Genomic DNA, 18,720 nt, shown 5'->3' on the forward strand with positions numbered 1-18,720 from the left:
AGTTTTACCTGTACCTGTTTGTGCTCGACCAATAGCATCATGCCCTGCTAATGTATATTTTAAAACCTTTTGTTGAATCGGGGTCATTTTCGTAAAACCCAAAGCATCGATTGCTTTCTTCAACTGCGGATGTAAATTTAAGGTTTCAAAACCAGATGTCATATATGCTCTCGAACCATCAATGACCAAAAGAAAGTGGCTATTATAAACAAAAACGCCCCAAATAACATTGGAGCGTTTTTATATTGCGTTAAGGCAACAAATTAGTCTAAAGGCTGAACGTTTTCAGCTTGGAAACCTTTTTGTCCTTGAACTACGCTGAATTCAACGCGTTGGCCGTCACGTAATGAACGGTGACCATCACCAACGATTGCACGGAAATGAACAAATACGTCATCACCACCATTACGCTGAATAAAACCAAAGCCTTTAGTGTCGTTAAACCACTTTACTACGCCTTGTTCACGAGCTGTCATAAGTCAATCCTCAGATATTGAAAGATAAGGACCTTCCGGTGTTGCAAACAGCAGAGCCAACAAGGTTTTAAAATTTTTTATAATTTTAAAGCTTGTAATCATTCTGTAAAACTATCAACAATTTCCGGTTACATCCATTTGTTATAGGGTTTATTACAATAAATTATATCAAACACATCCTAAAACGCATCGAGCTTAACATGGGTTTATGACAATTAATAGATTTATTTAGACTATTTCAAATATTTCTATCTGTTTTTTTCAATAATTTAGCTGTTTTTCTGCTGTAATTTTCCACTCTAAAATTACAAAAAAGTTTGTTAAGATAATTTGCAATTAAGGTTCACGAATTATTATGTCAGATATAGCTCACTCTCCTGAAATCATTGATGCAATGGGACAACCCTGTCCAATGCCGCTATTAATGCTGAAGCGTGCTTTGAAAAAAGCCAATGCACCTAGACAATATTTATTAAAATCATCTGATCCACACAGTGAAATTGATGTAACACGATATTGCCAAATTCAGCAACTTCAATGCCAGCCTCAAAAAATTTCAGAGAATGAATTTCACTATTTAATTGAATCTATGTGATTCTTTGCTAAACTCTTGGTAAAGACTAGATAGATAAATTTACATTTCTATACTCAAATTTCCTTAGTGATGAAGAACATTCACATTAAGATGAAATTGTTGACTTAAATACCATCCTATAAGGAGAATCCATGACTACTGACAGCAGCAATCAATTGATGCCCCTGTCATTGTCTGCGCCAGGTGTAAATCTCGGTGCATATATCAGTACTGTCAATCAAATTCCAATTTTAACCGCCGAGCAAGAAAAAGAACTTGCTGAACGTTATTATTATGATCAAGACCTCGATGCTGCCAAATTATTGGTAATGTCTCATTTACGCTTTGTTGTTCATATTGCTCGTAGTTATGCGGGTTACGGTTTGCCTCAAGGCGATTTAATTCAAGAAGGCAACCTTGGCCTAATGAAAGCAGTTAAACGCTTCGATCCCAATATGGGCGTGCGCTTAGTTTCTTTTGCGGTTCACTGGATCAAAGCTGAAATCCATGAATATGTGATTCGTAACTGGCGTATTGTTAAAATCGCAACGACCAAAGCGCAACGTAAGTTATTCTTTAATTTACGCAGTCTGAAAAAATCGAGTAAACGCCTGACCTTAGAAGAAGCTCAAGCCATTGCCAATGATTTGAATGTGACTCCTGAGCAAGTGCTAGAAATGGAAGGTCGTTTAACGGCTTATGATGCTGCATTTGAAGCGCAAGGTGATGACGATGATGACACACCACATACTGCTCCAGCATTGTATCTAGAGGATAATCGTTACGATCCTGCGCGATTAGTTGAAGAAGAAGATTACGAAGCACAAAGTACTTCTGCCTTACATGAAGCAATGGATCAACTTGACGATCGCTCACGCAATATTTTACAACGCCGCTGGTTAGATGATGACAAATCAACCCTGCATGAACTTGCTGCTGAATATAACGTTTCTGCTGAACGTATTCGCCAACTTGAAAAAAATGCAATGGAAAAAATCAAAACTGCGATGTCTGCAAGTTAAAATCAAGACAAACAAAAGGGCGACAACGCCCTTTTGTTTTATCAAGCTTTGTTAAAAGCTTCGAATATGTTAACTTTGTTCATCAATTTTCTAGTTCCATTTTCATTATGTGGATAGCAATTTCTGCGCTTAATCTTGCACTTGCAGTTATGTTAGGTGCTTTTGGTGCTCATGGACTTAAATCTTTTGCTACACCTGAGCAGCTTGCTTGGTGGAGTACAGCAACACAGTATTTTTTCTATCACGCAATTGGTTTACTTATTTTAAGCGTGTTAAAAAACACCTCTCCTAGTTTCCCCATAAAAATCCCTTTTATTTTGATCCAAATTGGCATCATCTTTTTCTGCGGTTCGTTATACATTATGGCACTTGGCCTACCTAGAATCTTAGGTGCGATTACGCCAATTGGTGGTGCATTTATGATTGCAGGATGGGTAATGCTTGCATGGCAGGCAACCAAGCATGCGAAATAAGGATTGATTCATGCATATCTATTTAAATGGTGAGTCAACAGACACGCCTTGCGAAAACCTTCAGCAACTCATTCAAGCACTAGCTTTAGAAGGCAAACGCTTTGCTGTAGAGAAGAACCAACAGATTATCCCGAAAAGTAGACTAGAGCAAACTGTAATTGCTCCTGAAGATCGTATTGAAATTATTCAAGCTGTTGGTGGCGGCTAATCGGCTAAAAATGGAGTAAGCCCATGCAAGATTCCCCTTTAATTGTTGGTTCACGAACTTTTCAATCTCGTTTGTTGGTCGGAACAGGAAAATATCAAGATTTAAATGAAACAGATTTAGCGATTCAAGCCAGTGGCGCTGAAATTGTCACCGTTGCAATCCGTCGTGTAAACATCGGTCAGCATGCCGATCAACCAAATCTACTTTCAGTGATTCCACCTGAAAAATATACAATTCTGCCAAATACCGCAGGTTGCTTCGATGCCGATAGCGCGATTCGTACCTGTATGCTGGCTCGTGAGCTACTTGATGGTCACAATCTGGTAAAGCTGGAAGTACTCGGTGATGAAAAAACCTTGTACCCGAATGTGACAGCAACGCTTAAAGCAGCGCAAACCTTGATTGATGATGGTTTTGAAATCATGGTTTACACCTCGGATGACCCGATTGTTGCTCAAGAACTTGAAAGTATGGGTTGTGTTGCGATCATGCCTTTGGGCAGTTTGATTGGTTCTGGTCTCGGTATTTTGAATCCACATACCATTTCCATCATCAAAGAAAATGCCAAAGTTCCTGTATTGGTGGATGCTGGTGTGGGTACCGCCAGTGATGCAGCCATTGCAATGGAACTTGGCTGTGATGGCGTGCTGATGAACACGGCGATTGCTGCGGCTCAAAATCCAATTTTGATGGCTTCTGCGATGAAAAAAGCCGTTGAAGCAGGTCGTGAAGCATTCTTGGCGGGTCGTATGCCGCGTAAGCGTATGGCCAATGCCAGCTCGCCTGAAACGGGTTATTTCTTTAAGTAAGAAAAGAAATACTAAAGGGAGCTTTTTAGCTCCCTTTTTTAATGCGATGATGATTTTATCTTGATTCGAGATTAACAAGATGAACAACATGATCACTTGATCGTAAAGCAAGATCACTTAAAACATCTGGCTTTAGCAGTTTGATCTCACTCTTTGGCATCCATGAAATCACTTGAGCAGCACTAGAGTCATCAACATAACTAGCTTTTGTTTGGATCTGACCTTTATAAATATAAAGAAATTCATGGAAATGTTTATCTACGATAGGATCATAGAAAAAGTTTTCAACAATCGCGAAAAGCACAGGTGAATTAAAATCTTCCCCAGTTTCCCCCAATACTTCTCGCTGAACCCCTTCTAAAGTAGTTTCTGAAAACTTTAATCGACCACCCACTAAAGAAATACTTCCATCAGGAAATGTAGAAACCAAAATCTGATCTTCATATTCTATCCAAGCAGCCACACGGATATTAAGCTTCCCCTCAGCTATCTCTAATGTTAAATCTTTCACTTATCACTCAAAGGCTTCGTTTTAATCATTTATTCTATTATATTTTTTAAATTCCCTTTCGCCTTTCGCTCAAAATTCTGCTGAAAATATTCAGTTTGATACAGCGGTTCAGCCTGATAAAAATGAGCTAAAACTTGTTTTCTTTTAATCGAATAAACATCTGGATCTACCCAAGCATACTCCTGTTGAATTTGCTGTTCATATTCATCGAAACGCTCTGGTGAAGCAGCTAGAATCGCCAAATCAATATCCAGTAAAAACTGTAAATCTAGCTCATCTGTTACCTCATGCTTTTGTGTGGCAATAATCCATCGCTTTATTTTCTGAATGATATCTATGGGTAAATCTTGAGCCAGATACTGCTCGAACAGTTCAGCACTTTTTAACTCATTATCTTTGGCTTGCGGATCATAAACTACATCATGGAACCAGAGTGCCAATGCAACAGCATGTGCATCATTTAAATCAGCTCGAATCGAGTCAACTAGAACCAGACATTCATATAAATGCTGAATTGTATGGTAAGCGCGATGCTTTTCACTATAAGCAACTATTAATTTATTAAAAACTTTTCTCGGTTCAGAAAATTGATAATGTCGATCTAAATCGAACCATGAGTTTTCTAGGATCGCTAAATATTGTTGCATGATAGCCCCATCACTGAATTTCTTTATTCAACCACTTCGCTAAAGTTTCTGCTTGTTTTCGATCGAGAAATAATTGATAAAGCTTACAGGAACCAAACTCATGTTTAAGTTCCTGTTGACGTACTGGGTGATTTCCAAAACGAAAACGTCTTGTTCCATCAGCATCTAAAGGTAAGGCATAAACACCATAACTACGTGGTTCAGTCAGATGCCCTTTGATAGTGACATGATCTGGTGAGATTGCATGTTTTAATAAATGTTCTTTAGTTAACATCTCACCTTTCCCCTTTTTTTAAGATGCGTGTTGCTCATCCCTTTTAAATACCAATTCTTTATTTGAAGAACTTTCGGCATCAAAGTAATAACCTTCGCTATCAAATGCTTTTAATTGTTCTGCTTGATTCAATTGGTTTTCAATCAAATATCTCGCCATTAAACCACGCGCTTTTTTCGCATAGAAACTAATGACTTTATATTTTCCATTTTTTTGATCTAAGAATACAGGTTTAATAATTTCTGCCTGAATTTTCTTTTCATTCACAGATTTATAATATTCGTCAGAAGCTAAATTTACCAATACTTTTGCATCAATTTCAGCCAAATCTTGGTTAATTTGATCCGTGATCATATTTCCCCAAAATTCATATAAATTATGACCTCGTGCATTTTTTAATTTAGTGCCCATTTCTAAACGATACGGCATCATCAAATCCAATGGACGCAACAAACCATAAAGACCAGATAACATACGCAAATGCTGTTGGGCAAAATCAATATCTTGATCTTTTAAATGATAAGCATCTAAACCTGTATACACATCACCTTTAAATGCAAACAAAGCTTGGCGTGCATTAGAAAAATCAAAATCCGCATTCCAGTCACGAAAACGATCAACATTTAAGTTGGCAATTTTCTCACTTACACTCATCAAAGAGGCAATTTCGGTTGCAGATAACTTACGACATACATCTATCAATTGTTGTGATTGTTCTAATAAACGAGGCTGTGTGTATGTGTCTGTCGGTAAAGAAGTTTCATAATCTAGTGTTTTCGCTGGAGAAATTAAAGCAAGCATATTCAATCAATATCAATTTATCTTAGTGAAACTATAACAGTTGATAATTTTTAATGCCAATTCGTGTTTTCATTGATCATTATCGGTAAAATAGTGGATTCTTCCATTATTCATTATTTATCTTATGTCTGAGCAAATCTTCATCCAAGGTCCTGTTGGTCAAATCGAAATGTTTGTAGATCAACCCAAAGGTGAAATTACTGGCTTTGCTGTCGTCTGCCACCCTCATCCTTTACAAGGTGGAACACCTCACCACAAAGTTCCCGTCCTATTGGCTCAGATATTTAATGAAATGGGCTGCGTTGTTTATCGCCCTAGTTTTCGCGGTCTATCAGGTAGTGAAGGCACGCATGACCAAGGACACGGCGAAACTGATGATATTATGACTGTCATTGAATACGCACGTTCAAAGCATGCAGGCTTAACATTCTACGCAGGTGGTTTCAGCTTTGGTTCTCATGTGTTAGCGAAATGCCAAGCTCAGTTGAGTGAAGACTTACGCCCAAAACAAATGATTCTATGTGGATTACCAACAGGTTCAGTCGTAGACCTACGTCACTATAAAACGCCAGCAATTGACGGAGATATTCTATTTGTTCATGGTGAACAAGATGATATTACGTTGCTTTCAGACATGATCGCTTGGGCAAAACCACAAAAGCATCCAATTACTATTCTGCCAGGTGCTAACCACTTCTTTACGGGTTATTTAAAGCAATTAAGACAAGTTATTTCTCGCTTTTTAAAACTGTAGAATTAACAACAAATTATTAAAAAAAGTATACTTGTTTTGAATCCGATGTCTGTTATATCAGTAAAGATGAATAGGCATTAGGGTTCTATATGAAGTTAAATAAAAAACAGGGACTTTTTTTAAAGCAAACCATTGAGTATTGGCAACAACAAGGTACGATCACCCCTGATGTTGCAAAGGATTTACAAAATAGCTTTTCTGTTCGCTCCTTTGATTGGGAACGGCTAGCTAAATATTCTTTTTGGATTTCAATGATCTGTGCAGTCATAGCAATTGCTGCAATCACTGCCGATAAATTCTTATTAGATTTGATTGCGAGAATATTCGTTGACTCAAAGATCATCCCATGTCTGATTTTTGCTGGCGTGGCAACTGGTTTTTATGCTTTTGCCTATCGTCGACGCAAAACAAAACCATTACATCAATTTAGTAATGAGGCCATTATTTTTGCTGGCGTAATTTCCACTGCAGCTTCTGTTGCTTATTTTGGACAAGCAATCGACACGGGCAACGGGCATTTTTCTTTATTATTTTTACTCTCCACTGTCATTTATGCTGCGCTCGCATTTTGGTTTCCATCCAAACTCATTTGGGTCTTTTCACTTCTCTCCTTAGGTTCATGGTTCGGTGCAGAGACAGGCTATATGTCAGGTTGGGGCGCATACTATCTAGGCATGAATTTTCCTTTACGCTTCGTCATGTTCGGCATAGTACTGATTAGCTTGAGTTTACTGTTTAAACGATATACTTACTTTAAAAACTTTGCACACTCAACTTACGTGATGGGATTACTGTATTTATTTATTGCATTATGGATTCTGTCAATCTTTGGAAATTATGGAGACTTGAATAGTTGGTACAGTGTTAAACAATATGAACTCTTACACTGGGGCATCTTATTTGGTTTTATTGCGATTATTGCAATCGTATATGGTTTAAAACATGATGATGCAACATCTCGTGGCTTTGGTATTACCTTTTTATTTCTAAATCTTTATACCAAATATTTTGAGTTTTTCTGGAATGGAATGCATAAAGCAATTTTCTTTATTGTGCTCGCAGCCTCGTTCTGGTGGATTGGTCGACATGCTGAAAAACTATGGAATTTAGAGTTTCTCTCGAGCCAATCTCAGAACAAAAGAAATCATCCTGTTGAATAACTATTGAAAATCACTCCAATTTAAACCAAACCGAGCCAAATACTTTTTGACTCGGTCACTATCATTGGTGGTATTACGTTGCTGGCGTGAAGCAGCAAACAGTTGACGTCCAGCATCTGCCATCGACTTGGAATTTTCACAGACTTGAAGCACTCCTCGTAGTTGAATTTGATCAAATTCATCAATCTCGCTCAACTGCGTTTGATCTAAATATTTGAGTAAAATATCTTTATTAGATTGATGTTGTGTGTTTTGAAGCGACCACAACTGCTTTAAACGCTGAATCTCTTTTTCCACCGCTTCTGAACGGATTAACTCGCCGCTGGATAATGTCGCCAATCTTGTCACACTAGCGGTTAAATCACGGAAATTTCCCTGCCACGATGCCTCTCTTGATTTAGCAAATTTTAAATACACATCGAGTGCATCACGTTGAAAACGTAATTGTCTTTGATGGTTCACAGCAAAGCGTTGTAATTCAAACTCAACATTTGGAGCAATATCTTCAATTCGATCTTTTAGGTTCGGCAAAAAGAAAGTCCATGTGTTTAGTCTAGCCCATAAATCCTCACGAAAACGACCTGCTTGCACTTCTGCTCTCAGGTCTTTATTCGTTCCCGCAATCAATTGAAAATCGGCCTGAACCTCTTTGTCACTTCCGACAGGAAAAAAGGATTTATCCTCAAGCGCTTTAAGCAACATCGCCTGTTCATCTAGTCCAAGCTCACCAATTTCATCCAAAAACAAGATACCTTGATCGGCACTTTTCAATAATCCTGTCCGTGAAGCTGCTGCCCCTGTAAACGCACCTTTGATATGACCAAATAGACTCGACATAGCACTATCACCACGCAACGTCGCACAGTTCACATCAACAAAACGCCCACTTAAATGAAACTTATCTTTCTTTAATTGAAAGATTTGTTTGGCTAGATGGGATTTACCTACACCTGTTGCGCCCATAATCAAAATCGGCGCGCTGGAACGTGTCGCAACCAACTCAACTTCTGTGATCAGCTCATTAAACTCATGGTTATAGGTTGAAATATTGGCTTTCAATTGTTGCCAGTTTTGTTGCTGTTCATCTTCAAAACGCTGTTTAAGAACATCATAGCGAGACAAATCAAGATCAATGATGCGATATTCACCTTCGGGTGTTTTTTGTTGATTTGGCGCACTTTGAATTAGTTTGGCAGGTAAATAATTGGCATCAACTAAGAGATACCAACAGATTTGAGCAACATGCGTGCCTGTGGTGATATGCAAAAGATAGTTATTTTTTTCGGTATCAAATGAATAACTTTTCACAAAGTCATATAGCGCACCATAAACCTCAGCAAAATCCCAAGGATCTCGGATACTTACTCGCTGACCCGACACCGTAGTAGACGGTGACACGCTCTGAGCATCTTGAGCAATAAATTTGACTAAATTATGATGCTGTCGATCATGTAATAGTACCAGTTCATCCACGATCAGATCTTCATGCATTAGAAGACTCAACGTTGGACGCCAACGCTGCCAACGATCGGGACGTTTCCCTTGATCCAAAGTAGAACCAACAAAACCAATTACAACGTTTTTTTTATTCATTTAAATCTATCATGTTGAATATTTAAAATAGCTTGATATTTCCCTGATTCAGGAAGAAAAGCCTTAAACTGATTATTTCCAATACCTATCCATAATCGCCCACATTGCGTACATTCATACATATCTGCAGAATATCTTATAAACCTATCTATAATCTGCTCAGAAAATGTCTCTTTATGATTTAAAGAAGTATTCATCGTGTCATCGACTGCATCATAAAAATCAAATAAATCAACATCAGTAATAAAAGAAGCTTTGTATGGAATTTGATCTGTCTGATCAACAATCACATGACCACATACACATCCTAGTTTACTCATTCGAGGCTATGCCCTTAAATCTTTTTATTGATCTTATGATCTTTGCACATCATTTTCTATAAAATTTTATAGTTTCATATACAATGACCTTTTCATTAAAAAAATTCCAACAAGATGCTTCATTTTACTTTTTTAGGCACATCTTCAGGTACACCCACACTGACACGCAACGTCTCAGCTTTAGCGATCCGTAATAGCAAGAATAAAGATTGGATATTAGTTGATGCTGGTGAAGGCACACAGCATCGCATTCAACAGGCTAAACTCTCATTACAAAACCTAGTTGCCATCTGCATTACTCATGTTCACGGCGATCACTGTTATGGATTAGTTGGTTTATTGGGGCGAGTGCAGGTATGAATGCACGTACCGCTCCTTTAACCATTATCGCTCCCAAAGAAATTCAACAATGGATTGAAGTCACCGCACAGCTGACCGATCTGCATTTACCCTACCCGCTTAATTTCATTGATGTAAATAAGGCCACACAAATACAGCAAATAACAGATGAATTTTCGATTCAAGCCCATCGACTCAGTCATCGCGTACCCAGTTTTGCATTTAGTATTATTACGCAATACACTCAGAAGAAGTTAGATACACAAGCCTTAATTCAACTCGGCGTAGCAAAAGGCAAAGCTTGGGGCAATTTACAACAAGGTTTAGATATTGAGTTTAATCAGCAAACATTAAAAACGGCTGATTTTATTCAAATTCTCAGACATCGTGTTCACGCGATTGTCGGTGATGACAATGATCATCCCGATTTATTGGCACAAGCTTGCCAAGATGCCCAACTCTTGATTCATGAAAGCACCTACACGCAAGCTATTTTAGATAAAGTGGGGTCAGGCCCAATGCATAGTTCCGCAAAGATCGTTGCAGAATTTGCTCAACAACAAGGTCTAATTAATCTGATCCTGACACACTTTAGCCCACGCCATCAAGACTGTGCTGGACAGCAAGCGATTGCTGATGAAGTCCATCAATATTATCAAGGCAATTTCTATTTAGCTGATGATTTTGATCAATTTACGTTAGATGCGACAGGACAACTAAGTAAAGTAAATCCGAAATAAATGAGATACGGCATTTTAATTAAGGGATGTCTGGAGATAAAAAGTCAAACAGACCTCGTAACAAGCGAAATGGTAAAGTGATGATCCAGTAAATAATCTCTACAGGAAAATCAATTGAATCTAGCCAATTCCAACCATTATCTCGATGGAGATGGTTTTCTCGTTTTGGTTTTACCCAGTAAGCAAGCAGAAAACAGACCAAACTTATCGCTAGAAATATAAAATTAAAATCGTCTACTAAAAAATGTATAAGACAAAATATCCCAGTAATAAATAAAATAATCGTGAGTAAATAACGCAAAATACTCATAGGAATTGGCAATTTATTTCTATTTTGCTATGGTTATAGTATGTCTTTGTACAAAGACCTATACAACTCTTTTTCTTAAAAGACAGGTGTCAGTCTAAAAAACGCAAAGCATGTCCATTACAGTCTATCTTCAAGACGATCAAGACATTGATCAAGCCTTATATTTGCTCAATCAAAAGCATTACCACCTACAAGCTACTCGTTGGTATAAAAAAGATATGGCTATTTTGAAAAACCATCGACCTTAAATCGTAAACGAAAGAAAATGAAAGAAATTCTGAGCTATCGAAATCACAGCTTATCACTCCTAACGCACATTTCACCCAAGAATACTTTGTGGTTAAAAATTGAAAAAGAACAACAATTCGCTCGAACAGGCAAAAATGCAGCGGGCAATTAAATAGAATTTAAGATAAAAAAATATATATTTTTATATCTTATTTATTAAAACTTTCATTATCAAAATGAATAGTGTTATTTTAATATTAAATTTTATTAATAAATATCAACACATTAAATTAAAATTACTACATTTTTAAAAAAGTTGGCACACTCACTGCAATAGTATAAGCACACAATATCATTGGGATCTTGTGAATACACCTGCCTGCAAACGCTTGGCAGGCAGGCTTTGAAAGGAAAATGAAAATGTCTGTCGTTGAACAAATCAACAAACAAGCTCAATTTGAACAAGAACAGCAACAACGTACTTATCAGGTTCTTCAAAATGAAAAAAGTATGCCGATCAAAATGTGGACCAACGGAGTACTTGTTGATGACAACTCAAAACAACAATTGCTACAAACCGCGCAAATGCCTTTTATCTATAAATGGATGGCTGTTATGCCTGATGTTCACTTTGGTTTAGGCGCAACAATCGGAAGTGTGATTCCAACTAAAGGTGCAATTATCCCTGCTGCGGTCGGTGTCGATATCGGATGTGGAATGATGGCCACACGTACTAGCTTAACTGCATCAGATTTACCTGATAATTTACATGCTTTGCGTACCGAGCTTGAACGTTTGATTCCACACGGAATGACCAAAGGACGTGGACGAGATCGAGGTTCTTGGGAAAATCCACCTGAAATGGTAGATCAAGCTTGGGCTAACCTTGTTGCAGATTTTGAATTGATTTGTGCTAAGCACCCTCGCCTCAAAAACACCAATAACCGTAAACAATTGGGAACGTTAGGAACAGGCAACCACTTTGTAGAAATCTGTTTGGATGAACATGATCATGTTTGGATTATGTTGCACTCAGGTTCACGTGGTGTGGGTAATGCCATCGGTAATCATTTTATTGAGCTAGCACGCAAAGATATGCAGAAACACTTTATTAATTTACCAAACAAAGATTTAGCATATTTAGTTGAAGGGACAGATCATTTTGATGATTACTGGTTTGCTGTCGGTTGGGCACAACGCTTTGCCATGAAAAACCGTGAAATTATGATGCAAGCCGCGATCAAAGCTTTAGCAACAATTATTCCAAAACCGTTTAATGCCAAGCTTGAGGCAGTGAATTGCCACCATAATTATGTGCAAAAAGAAGAACACTATGGTGAAGAAGTGATGGTCACTCGTAAAGGTGCTGTCAGCGCCAAACTTGGACAATATGGAATTATTCCAGGTTCAATGGGTGCCAAGTCCTTTATTGTTCGCGGACTTGGAAATCAGGAATCGTTTTGCTCATGTTCGCATGGCGCAGGTCGAGTGATGAGTCGTGCTGAAGCAAAACGTCGTTTTACCGTAGAAGATCAGATTGCACAGACTGAAGGAGTTGAATGCCGTAAAGATGTTGCTGTGATTGATGAAATTCCATCAGCTTATAAACCGATTGAAGATGTAATGAATGCACAAAAAGACTTGGTTGAAGTGGTTTATACCTTAAGACAAGTTGTCTGTGTTAAAGGGTAATATACGGAGATTTCTATGTGTCATGTTTTATTAATCAGCACAAATAGATGGATTGATCTAGGTTATTTCAATTGTGAAAGTATCTCTTTCACACAACAACTACCTGACTATGTTCCTGAAATCAATGAAATGAAATTTAATAATCGTTGGTATATTGCTGGTTTTCCAAATGAAAAATCATGTGGCTGTCTTTTTCGAATTTTACCACTTGCTTTAGGATTCATTTCACCAACCACACGGCTTGATGAAAATAAGCAAGCCATTAAGGCAACTCATATCGCTTATGAAATTTTCAATCAGCTTGTAAAGCAAAAAATTAGTTTTGAAATTATAGTTTCTTGGACTCAAGGCAGTATTAATGAAGATATCAATACAATTCATGATATCAACTTGAATTTCAAGGACATTAATCAAGATCAATTTGTATTTATAGAAAACTCGAGAATGTTATATACATATCAAGGACAAATATGAAACTCGCAGAAGCACTTTTACTGCGAAGCGATCAACAAAAAAAACTCGCTTCATTAAAACGACGGATCAACACCAATGTATTAGTACAAGATGGTGATGAGCCAAGCGAAGATCCAAATGAACTTATTAAACAGGTATTTGCTTTAACCCAAGAAAGCAATCAATTGATTTGTCGTATTCATTTGACCAATGCGCAAGCCAAGTTGGAAGATGGAAAAATTCTGCTGTCCCTATTAAGCTTGCGTGATAGTTATGCTGAACAGCATAAGATTCTCGTTGATGCGATCGCCAATACCCATCGTGAGCCTGATCGTTACAGCTCACGTGAGATCAAATGGAAGAAGGTTATCCCTTTATCCCTGTTTCTAGCTTGCAAAAACAAGCCGATGATATCAGCGCGAAACTACGCGATTTAAATATCAAAATTCAGGCTGCCAATTGGCAGATTGATTTAGTTGAATAGACATCAAAAGATTTTGTGAAATCATTTCACAATACCAGTTTGGACATACTGGGCGAGTACAAGATCCTGCATTACTCCGATCTGAGGGATTGAAAATAATTCAGGCGGCTATGGCAGCATGTGAGCCGTGCATCAATTTTCACTGATTAGGCTCAGCACCATGTACCTAGTAAACCTTTGCCAAAAGCAAAGTCACGCGTTACTTCGCATTACCATGTACTGACAGTATGTTCATTAAATTAGAAAATAAGGAAAATAGAAGTGAATAAAGCTTTGGCAAATATGCCAGCGACCATCCAGATTGATGGTTCACAAGGTGAAGGTGGTGGACAAATTTTAAGAACTGCCCTTGCCCTTTCGATGATTACGGGTCAGGCATTTGAATTAATCAATATTCGTGCTGGGCGTAAAAAATCAGGTTTAATGCGTCAGCATTTAGTCTGTGTACAGGCATCTCAACACATCAGCCAAGCTTATGTAGAAGGTGCTGAACTACGTAGCCAGCGTTTATACTTTGCACCACAGCATGTACAAAGTGGAAAATACCAATTCCAGATTGGTTCGGCAGGAAGCACAACACTGGTTTTGCAAACCCTCTTACCAGCTTTATTATTACAAGATGAAGCTAGCGAATTGACTATTTCTGGCGGCACTCACAACCCGCTTGCACCAACGGCAGATTTTATCGAGCATTGCTTTTTACCAACATTAGAAAAACTTGGAATAGAGGTCGAGTTTAAGTTAAACAAAGCAGGCTTCTTTCCGATTGGTGCTGGTGAAATTCAAATCAAGATTCAGCCTTGGCAACATCGAAACAAGCTAAATTTATTAGATCTTGGCGCTTTACAAAGTACTGAGGCTTTTGCAGCCGTCTTGAATCTTTCAGGAGAAGCACAAATTGCACAACGGGAATTAGCGACTTTAAACAAAAGACTGAAACTAGATACGCAACAGCAGTTCCACTTAAATGGAATTAGCCAAGGTAATACGGCGTATGTCAAAGTTGAGCATCAACACCACACTCAGCTATTTACTGCTTTAGGTGAAATGCGCAAAAGTGCAGAACAAATTGCCAATCATTTGGCTGAACAGGTAAAGCAATATATTGCTTCTCAAGCTGTGGTGGATGAGTATTTAGCCGATCAGTTGTTACTGCCTTTAGCATTGGGACAAGGCGGTGAATTTACCGCACAATGTATTAGTGAACACACCCGTACTCAGGCCTCTATGATTGAAAAATTTATTGATTGTGAAATTGAGTTTATCGAACTAAACAAAAACCTGTTTCAGGTCAACGTAAATATTAATGGCAAACGTTAAAGTTTCATTATTTTGTATTTTTCTACCACAATCAGTATTGACTATCGTGGAGGCGGCATGGATGCCACCCTGTTAGGCTGCGGTAGCAAGGACGCACCGTCAGTCTAACAAAAGGGTTTTGTCACTTTTGCCCAGTCAAAAGTAAAGCACATCCTCTTCCTAAAACTTTTGATTACTGAATCTTTAATAGAAATTACTCGATAGATTCTAGCGCCGTCACCAACAACTTCCAACATTTCTCGACCGTTTCTACTTTAACTCTCTCACCCGGCGCATGTGCTCCCTGAATATCAGGACCAAAAGATACCATCTGTAAATCAGGATAATGCTCTGCAATAATTCCGCATTCCAAGCCAGCATGAATCACTTTCAAATTAGGTTCAATTTTAAATGCAGATTGATAAGCCTGTTGTAAGCATTTCAATGCAGCCGAATCTGGGTTTGGTGTCCAACCCGATACCAACGGCGTTAATTCAGATTGAATCTGGAAATTAGCAAAGTGCTGTTGAATATTTTGTGCAAATGTCAATGCTTCTTGGTTCACCATCGAACGAACCATAATTAAGGTCTTTGCTTCATCTTTTGTGAGTTTGACCACACCGATATTATTCGAGGTCTCAACCACATCGGGTAAAGTGCTACTCCATTCAGCAATGCCATATGGACAAGTTGTCAATGCTTTTAACCAAGCTTGTTGCTGATGCAAGGTGACCACTTCATTTATCTGATTGGTATTTTGCTGCGCGGTGATTTGTAACTGTTCATCAACCCCATTTAATTTTTGTTGCCATTCAGCCTGTGTAACTTCAATTACTTTTTCTAGACCAGCCAATTGATCTATCTCAATTGCAATGGTTGCCACAGCTTCGCGTGGAATAGCATTTCTTGCTGTGCCACCGATAAATTCAACCAGTCTACCATTTGAATGCGCCAAATAATCATTCAGGAAATTGGCTAAAATCACATTGGCATTACCACGACCTAAATGAATATCAACCCCAGAATGACCACCTTTTAATCCAGATACCAACAAATCAACATAAATCAAATTTTCAGGTGCTATTTCATATTCGAGTGGCTGTCCCACTTCAAGGTCAATACTTCCCGCGCAACCAAGATATAGTTCGCCCCATTCTTCGGTATCAATATTGAAAAGCCATTGCCCTGTTAAAACACCCGACTCAAGCAAACGAGCGCCGCTCATTCCTGCTTCTTCATCAATGGTAAGCAATACTTCACAATTGGACCATGTGCAATATCATTTGATTCTAATACCGCTAGCGCCAATGCGACACCAATGCCATTATCTGCACCCAAAGTGGTATTTTCAGCAATTAGCCAGCCATCTTTTAAGACAGGTTGAATAGGATCTTTAAAAAAATCATGTTGCGTACCACGATTTGCCTGAGTCACCATATCTAAGTGCCCTTGCAAAACCACACCTACAACTTGTTCTTTACCTGCTGTGGCGGCTTTCCGAATAATCAAATTACCAATGTCATCGACATAAGTTTCCAAGTTGCGCTGTTCCGCCCAAGCTTTTAGATACTGTCTTAATTGTTGTTCATGCTTTGATGGTCGAGGAATCGTGCATAGTGTTTCAAAATGCTGCCAAACCACTTGGGGAGATAATTTAGAAAAATCAAACTGCATCATACAGTTATACTCTCGAACTAATTCATACAATACATTTGAGTATACTTAGATCATTTAAAAATAAATATTCCATCAACGTAAGTTTATTCAAATTTCAGGTGAAAACTTACGCTGATTTTTATTAATAAAGGATCAGTAATTCCTATAGAATTAAAGATGCTAAACTAAATTTCACGAACTAAACGAAATCCCCACATGATCGAACGCGCTTGTGATGTTACATAAGCATTTCGATAAGCAGTTCGAGCATTATAGGTGTTGTATATCCATGCACCTCCACGCAATACAGGGAAATTACACTGTCCGTTATTTTCTTCACCCCAAATACGGTTATTTACAGGTGCATTTTCATAATTTGAGTGCCAACAATCATCCACCCACTCCCGTGCATTAGCTGTCATATCATATAAACCAAAGTTATTTGGTAGAAACTTTCCAACAGGCGAAGTATAAGCATAGCCATCAGTACAATTAAATAAGTTCCAAGAGCTCGTTTGTGGCAATGCGGACACTGTAGTTGGATCTAGCACATTCGCATATTTGCAAGCTTGGTCTAGGTTCAAATCATCCCCCCAATAAAAGGCAGTCGAAGTTCCTGCACGAGCTGCATACTCCCATTCAACCTCTGTTGGTAAGCGGTAGGTTTGTCCTGTTTTTTTGGATAACCATTCGGCAAAAGCTCTCCCATCTTCACGACGTACACACACGACTGGATCTTGTGGTGTTTGGTTCATACCAGCGTTAGTCGGATTTAAATCATCTCGATACCACATATTAAAAACACCATCACGTGACTCCCAATTGCGACAACCTTGTACCTCCCATCCTGTTTCTTTTTGAAAAGCCTGAAACTCGGCAATAGTAGTTTCATATGTAGACATAGCAAATGGCTTCTCGACTATCACTGCATGCTGAGGTAATTCATACGGTCGCGATTGGGCAGGCACATTTTGTTGTTCTTGTTCTTCTATATTTCCCCCCATCAAAAAACTCCCAGATGGAATAACTGTCATTTCTGGACAAAAACTATCTGAGCAATCTTTGAATTTGGATTTTGCTGAAGTTGCTTCAGTAATGTTTGTATTTGTTAAAGATGCTAATTTAATTTCAGGATTCATATTTGGCGGGTTATTTACTTGATGAATCAATAAATTTATAGTCCCTTGCCATTCACTTAACATTTCTCTTAACATCGCAGGCCTTTCAATACTCACCCCTGTTCCGTCATAATCTGGAGCATTACATCTAGCTCTTAATGTAGTTGACTCATCAGTGAGCTGAGTCAATTTTGGAATAATCTGCTGATCCAAGAACATACTTAAATTATTTGTATCATTAAGCTTTGCTCTTAACTCCAAAGCCGATTTTTCAGCAATGTTCGCATCATTTATCACTTTAGAATAAACACTATCACATTGATTTTCTTGCCATACTAAATTTAGACTTAAATTCTGTAGGGATAAAATTGTTTCATCTATTAGCTTTTGGTTAGAAGAGTTGCTTGTCGTATTTTTATCATCGCTATTACATGCCGCAAGTAAGGAAATGAATAATACACTAAAGCCTTTTAGATAATTCGTGCGTATAAAGGTCATATGAATTCTCTTAAAAAGTATTATGAAGAAAAGGAGAAGGTTGAGTAATTCTTTGTTAAAAAGCATTTTTAAATTAATAGAAAAATAGATCAAAATTCAAACATTATTATTATTTTAATTGTTAACTTTTATTAAATAATGTCACTACAAAAATAAATATTTCTTATTAATATTTAATAAAAAAGTGGATCAACAAACTTGTTATCCACTTTGTTATAAAAAATTAGGTATGTGTATTTATGATTTCCATACAAAATCAGAAAAACTATGCTCAGCTTTTA

The 18,720-nt window shown here is 37.9% G+C and carries 19 protein-coding genes and 3 pseudogenes; 12 read left to right on the forward strand and 10 right to left on the reverse strand.

The features are described from left to right. Window positions 1-263 precede the first annotated feature (263 nt). Window positions 264-476, reverse strand: a complete 213-nt coding sequence (locus B4237_RS04505; protein ID WP_000126912.1) for a cold-shock protein — start codon at window positions 474-476, stop codon at window positions 264-266. A gap of 355 nt (window positions 477-831) precedes the next feature. Between B4237_RS04505 and B4237_RS04510 the strand changes: the two genes are divergently transcribed. From B4237_RS04510 to B4237_RS04530, 5 genes are all read left to right on the forward strand, one after another. Beyond that, window positions 832-1,071, forward strand: a complete 240-nt coding sequence (locus tag B4237_RS04510; protein WP_061391950.1) for a sulfurtransferase TusA family protein — start codon at window positions 832-834, stop codon at window positions 1,069-1,071. A gap of 131 nt (window positions 1,072-1,202) precedes the next feature. Next, on the forward strand, window positions 1,203-2,072 hold the full coding sequence (gene rpoH, locus B4237_RS04515; protein ID WP_007481934.1) for an RNA polymerase sigma factor RpoH: 870 nt from the start codon (window positions 1,203-1,205) through the stop codon (window positions 2,070-2,072). A 107-nt stretch (window positions 2,073-2,179) separates the two neighbouring features. Then, window positions 2,180-2,545 (forward strand): DUF423 domain-containing protein, encoded by a 366-nt coding sequence (locus tag B4237_RS04520; RefSeq protein ID WP_278595138.1) that lies wholly within the window; start codon window positions 2,180-2,182, stop codon window positions 2,543-2,545. A gap of 10 nt (window positions 2,546-2,555) precedes the next feature. Beyond that, window positions 2,556-2,753 (forward strand): sulfur carrier protein ThiS, encoded by a 198-nt coding sequence (gene thiS, locus B4237_RS04525; RefSeq protein WP_278595137.1) that lies wholly within the window; start codon window positions 2,556-2,558, stop codon window positions 2,751-2,753. 23 nt (window positions 2,754-2,776) lie between these two features. Beyond that, complete coding sequence (locus B4237_RS04530) at window positions 2,777-3,562, forward strand: thiazole synthase (RefSeq protein WP_278595136.1); 786 nt, start codon at window positions 2,777-2,779, stop codon at window positions 3,560-3,562. 55 nt (window positions 3,563-3,617) lie between these two features. On the opposite strand, the gene B4237_RS04535 is transcribed toward B4237_RS04530, so the two are convergent. From B4237_RS04535 to yaaA, 4 genes are read right to left on the reverse strand one after another with little or no spacing between them, the layout of a single operon-like run. Continuing rightward, entirely contained in the window at window positions 3,618-4,073 is a 456-nt protein-coding gene (locus tag B4237_RS04535; protein ID WP_007481941.1) for an NUDIX domain-containing protein, read from the reverse strand. A gap of 29 nt (window positions 4,074-4,102) precedes the next feature. Further along, window positions 4,103-4,720: a hypothetical protein gene (locus tag B4237_RS04540; protein ID WP_007481943.1), complete on the reverse strand. Its 618-nt coding sequence runs from the start codon at window positions 4,718-4,720 to the stop codon at window positions 4,103-4,105. Window positions 4,721-4,730: 10 nt separating this feature from the next. Continuing rightward, window positions 4,731-4,994 (reverse strand): hypothetical protein, encoded by a 264-nt coding sequence (locus B4237_RS04545; protein WP_286941810.1) that lies wholly within the window; start codon window positions 4,992-4,994, stop codon window positions 4,731-4,733. A gap of 18 nt (window positions 4,995-5,012) precedes the next feature. Further along, window positions 5,013-5,795 carry a peroxide stress protein YaaA gene (gene yaaA / locus B4237_RS04550; RefSeq protein WP_278595134.1) on the reverse strand — a complete coding sequence of 261 codons (783 nt, stop codon included), beginning with the start codon at window positions 5,793-5,795 and terminating at the stop codon, window positions 5,013-5,015. A 124-nt stretch (window positions 5,796-5,919) separates the two neighbouring features. On the opposite strand from yaaA, the gene B4237_RS04555 reads away from it, so the two are divergent. Both B4237_RS04555 and B4237_RS04560 read left to right on the forward strand, forming a co-directional pair. Then, window positions 5,920-6,549: an alpha/beta hydrolase gene (locus tag B4237_RS04555; protein WP_023012885.1), complete on the forward strand. Its 630-nt coding sequence runs from the start codon at window positions 5,920-5,922 to the stop codon at window positions 6,547-6,549. Window positions 6,550-6,638: 89 nt separating this feature from the next. After that, window positions 6,639-7,709 (forward strand): DUF2157 domain-containing protein, encoded by a 1,071-nt coding sequence (locus tag B4237_RS04560; protein ID WP_278595133.1) that lies wholly within the window; start codon window positions 6,639-6,641, stop codon window positions 7,707-7,709. Here B4237_RS04560 and rtcR read toward each other — a convergent pair whose 3' ends face one another. Both rtcR and B4237_RS04570 read right to left on the reverse strand, forming a co-directional pair. Next, entirely contained in the window at window positions 7,710-9,302 is a 1,593-nt protein-coding gene (rtcR, locus tag B4237_RS04565) for an RNA repair transcriptional activator RtcR (protein ID WP_278595132.1), read from the reverse strand. It abuts the gene before it with no gap. Next, window positions 9,299-9,622: a hypothetical protein gene (locus tag B4237_RS04570; RefSeq protein WP_004879948.1), complete on the reverse strand. Its 324-nt coding sequence runs from the start codon at window positions 9,620-9,622 to the stop codon at window positions 9,299-9,301. The genes rtcR and B4237_RS04570 overlap by 4 nt, the downstream gene beginning before the upstream one ends. A 114-nt stretch (window positions 9,623-9,736) precedes the next feature. Between B4237_RS04570 and B4237_RS04575 the strand changes: the two are divergent. Then, window positions 9,737-10,701: pseudogene (locus B4237_RS04575) on the forward strand (ribonuclease Z). 19 nt (window positions 10,702-10,720) lie between these two features. Here the strand turns inward: B4237_RS04575 and B4237_RS04580 are convergent. Continuing rightward, complete coding sequence (locus B4237_RS04580) at window positions 10,721-11,011, reverse strand: hypothetical protein (RefSeq protein ID WP_278595131.1); 291 nt, start codon at window positions 11,009-11,011, stop codon at window positions 10,721-10,723. Between the two features lie 648 nt (window positions 11,012-11,659). On the opposite strand from B4237_RS04580, the gene B4237_RS04585 reads away from it, so the two are divergent. From B4237_RS04585 to rtcA, 4 genes and pseudogenes are all read left to right on the forward strand, one after another. Beyond that, entirely contained in the window at window positions 11,660-12,931 is a 1,272-nt protein-coding gene (locus B4237_RS04585) for an RtcB family protein (RefSeq protein WP_278595129.1), read from the forward strand. A 15-nt stretch (window positions 12,932-12,946) separates the two neighbouring features. After that, complete coding sequence (locus tag B4237_RS04590) at window positions 12,947-13,405, forward strand: hypothetical protein (protein WP_278595128.1); 459 nt, start codon at window positions 12,947-12,949, stop codon at window positions 13,403-13,405. Next, window positions 13,402-13,868, forward strand: a pseudogene (locus B4237_RS04595) (DIP1984 family protein). The gene B4237_RS04590 and the pseudogene B4237_RS04595 overlap by 4 nt, the downstream one beginning before the upstream one ends. Before the next feature lie 261 nt (window positions 13,869-14,129). Beyond that, window positions 14,130-15,188 (forward strand): RNA 3'-terminal phosphate cyclase, encoded by a 1,059-nt coding sequence (gene rtcA, locus B4237_RS04600; RefSeq protein WP_278595127.1) that lies wholly within the window; start codon window positions 14,130-14,132, stop codon window positions 15,186-15,188. 193 nt (window positions 15,189-15,381) lie between these two features. On the opposite strand, the pseudogene B4237_RS04605 reads toward rtcA, so the two are convergent. Then, window positions 15,382-16,844, reverse strand: a pseudogene (locus tag B4237_RS04605) (aminoacyl-histidine dipeptidase). Window positions 16,845-17,008: 164 nt separating this feature from the next. Then, complete coding sequence (locus B4237_RS04610) at window positions 17,009-18,439, reverse strand: formylglycine-generating enzyme family protein (protein WP_278595126.1); 1,431 nt, start codon at window positions 18,437-18,439, stop codon at window positions 17,009-17,011. Window positions 18,440-18,720 lie beyond the last annotated feature (281 nt).

This window comes from Acinetobacter sp. UBA6526 (genome assembly GCF_002434875.1).
Taxonomy (GTDB): domain Bacteria; phylum Pseudomonadota; class Gammaproteobacteria; order Pseudomonadales; family Moraxellaceae; genus Acinetobacter; species Acinetobacter venetianus.

What these genes read in the sequence shown, in the direction of transcription:
- B4237_RS04505 (WP_000126912.1), bottom strand. Translation starts at nt 476, where the DNA reads ATGACAGCTCGTGAACAAGGCGTAGTAAAGTGGTTTAACGACACTAAA.
- B4237_RS04510 (WP_061391950.1), top strand. Translation starts at nt 832, where the DNA reads ATGTCAGATATAGCTCACTCTCCTGAAATCATTGATGCAATGGGACAA.
- rpoH (WP_007481934.1), top strand. Translation starts at nt 1,203, where the DNA reads ATGACTACTGACAGCAGCAATCAATTGATGCCCCTGTCATTGTCTGCG.
- B4237_RS04520 (WP_278595138.1), top strand. Translation starts at nt 2,180, where the DNA reads ATGTGGATAGCAATTTCTGCGCTTAATCTTGCACTTGCAGTTATGTTA.
- thiS (WP_278595137.1), top strand. Translation starts at nt 2,556, where the DNA reads ATGCATATCTATTTAAATGGTGAGTCAACAGACACGCCTTGCGAAAAC.
- B4237_RS04530 (WP_278595136.1), top strand. Translation starts at nt 2,777, where the DNA reads ATGCAAGATTCCCCTTTAATTGTTGGTTCACGAACTTTTCAATCTCGT.
- B4237_RS04540 (WP_007481943.1), bottom strand. Translation starts at nt 4,720, where the DNA reads ATGCAACAATATTTAGCGATCCTAGAAAACTCATGGTTCGATTTAGAT.
- B4237_RS04545 (WP_286941810.1), bottom strand. Translation starts at nt 4,994, where the DNA reads ATGTTAACTAAAGAACATTTATTAAAACATGCAATCTCACCAGATCAT.
- yaaA (WP_278595134.1), bottom strand. Translation starts at nt 5,795, where the DNA reads ATGCTTGCTTTAATTTCTCCAGCGAAAACACTAGATTATGAAACTTCT.
- B4237_RS04555 (WP_023012885.1), top strand. Translation starts at nt 5,920, where the DNA reads ATGTCTGAGCAAATCTTCATCCAAGGTCCTGTTGGTCAAATCGAAATG.
- B4237_RS04560 (WP_278595133.1), top strand. Translation starts at nt 6,639, where the DNA reads ATGAAGTTAAATAAAAAACAGGGACTTTTTTTAAAGCAAACCATTGAG.
- rtcR (WP_278595132.1), bottom strand. Translation starts at nt 9,302, where the DNA reads ATGAATAAAAAAAACGTTGTAATTGGTTTTGTTGGTTCTACTTTGGAT.
- B4237_RS04570 (WP_004879948.1), bottom strand. Translation starts at nt 9,622, where the DNA reads ATGAGTAAACTAGGATGTGTATGTGGTCATGTGATTGTTGATCAGACA.
- B4237_RS04580 (WP_278595131.1), bottom strand. Translation starts at nt 11,011, where the DNA reads ATGAGTATTTTGCGTTATTTACTCACGATTATTTTATTTATTACTGGG.
- B4237_RS04585 (WP_278595129.1), top strand. Translation starts at nt 11,660, where the DNA reads ATGTCTGTCGTTGAACAAATCAACAAACAAGCTCAATTTGAACAAGAA.
- B4237_RS04590 (WP_278595128.1), top strand. Translation starts at nt 12,947, where the DNA reads ATGTGTCATGTTTTATTAATCAGCACAAATAGATGGATTGATCTAGGT.
- B4237_RS04610 (WP_278595126.1), bottom strand. Translation starts at nt 18,439, where the DNA reads ATGACCTTTATACGCACGAATTATCTAAAAGGCTTTAGTGTATTATTC.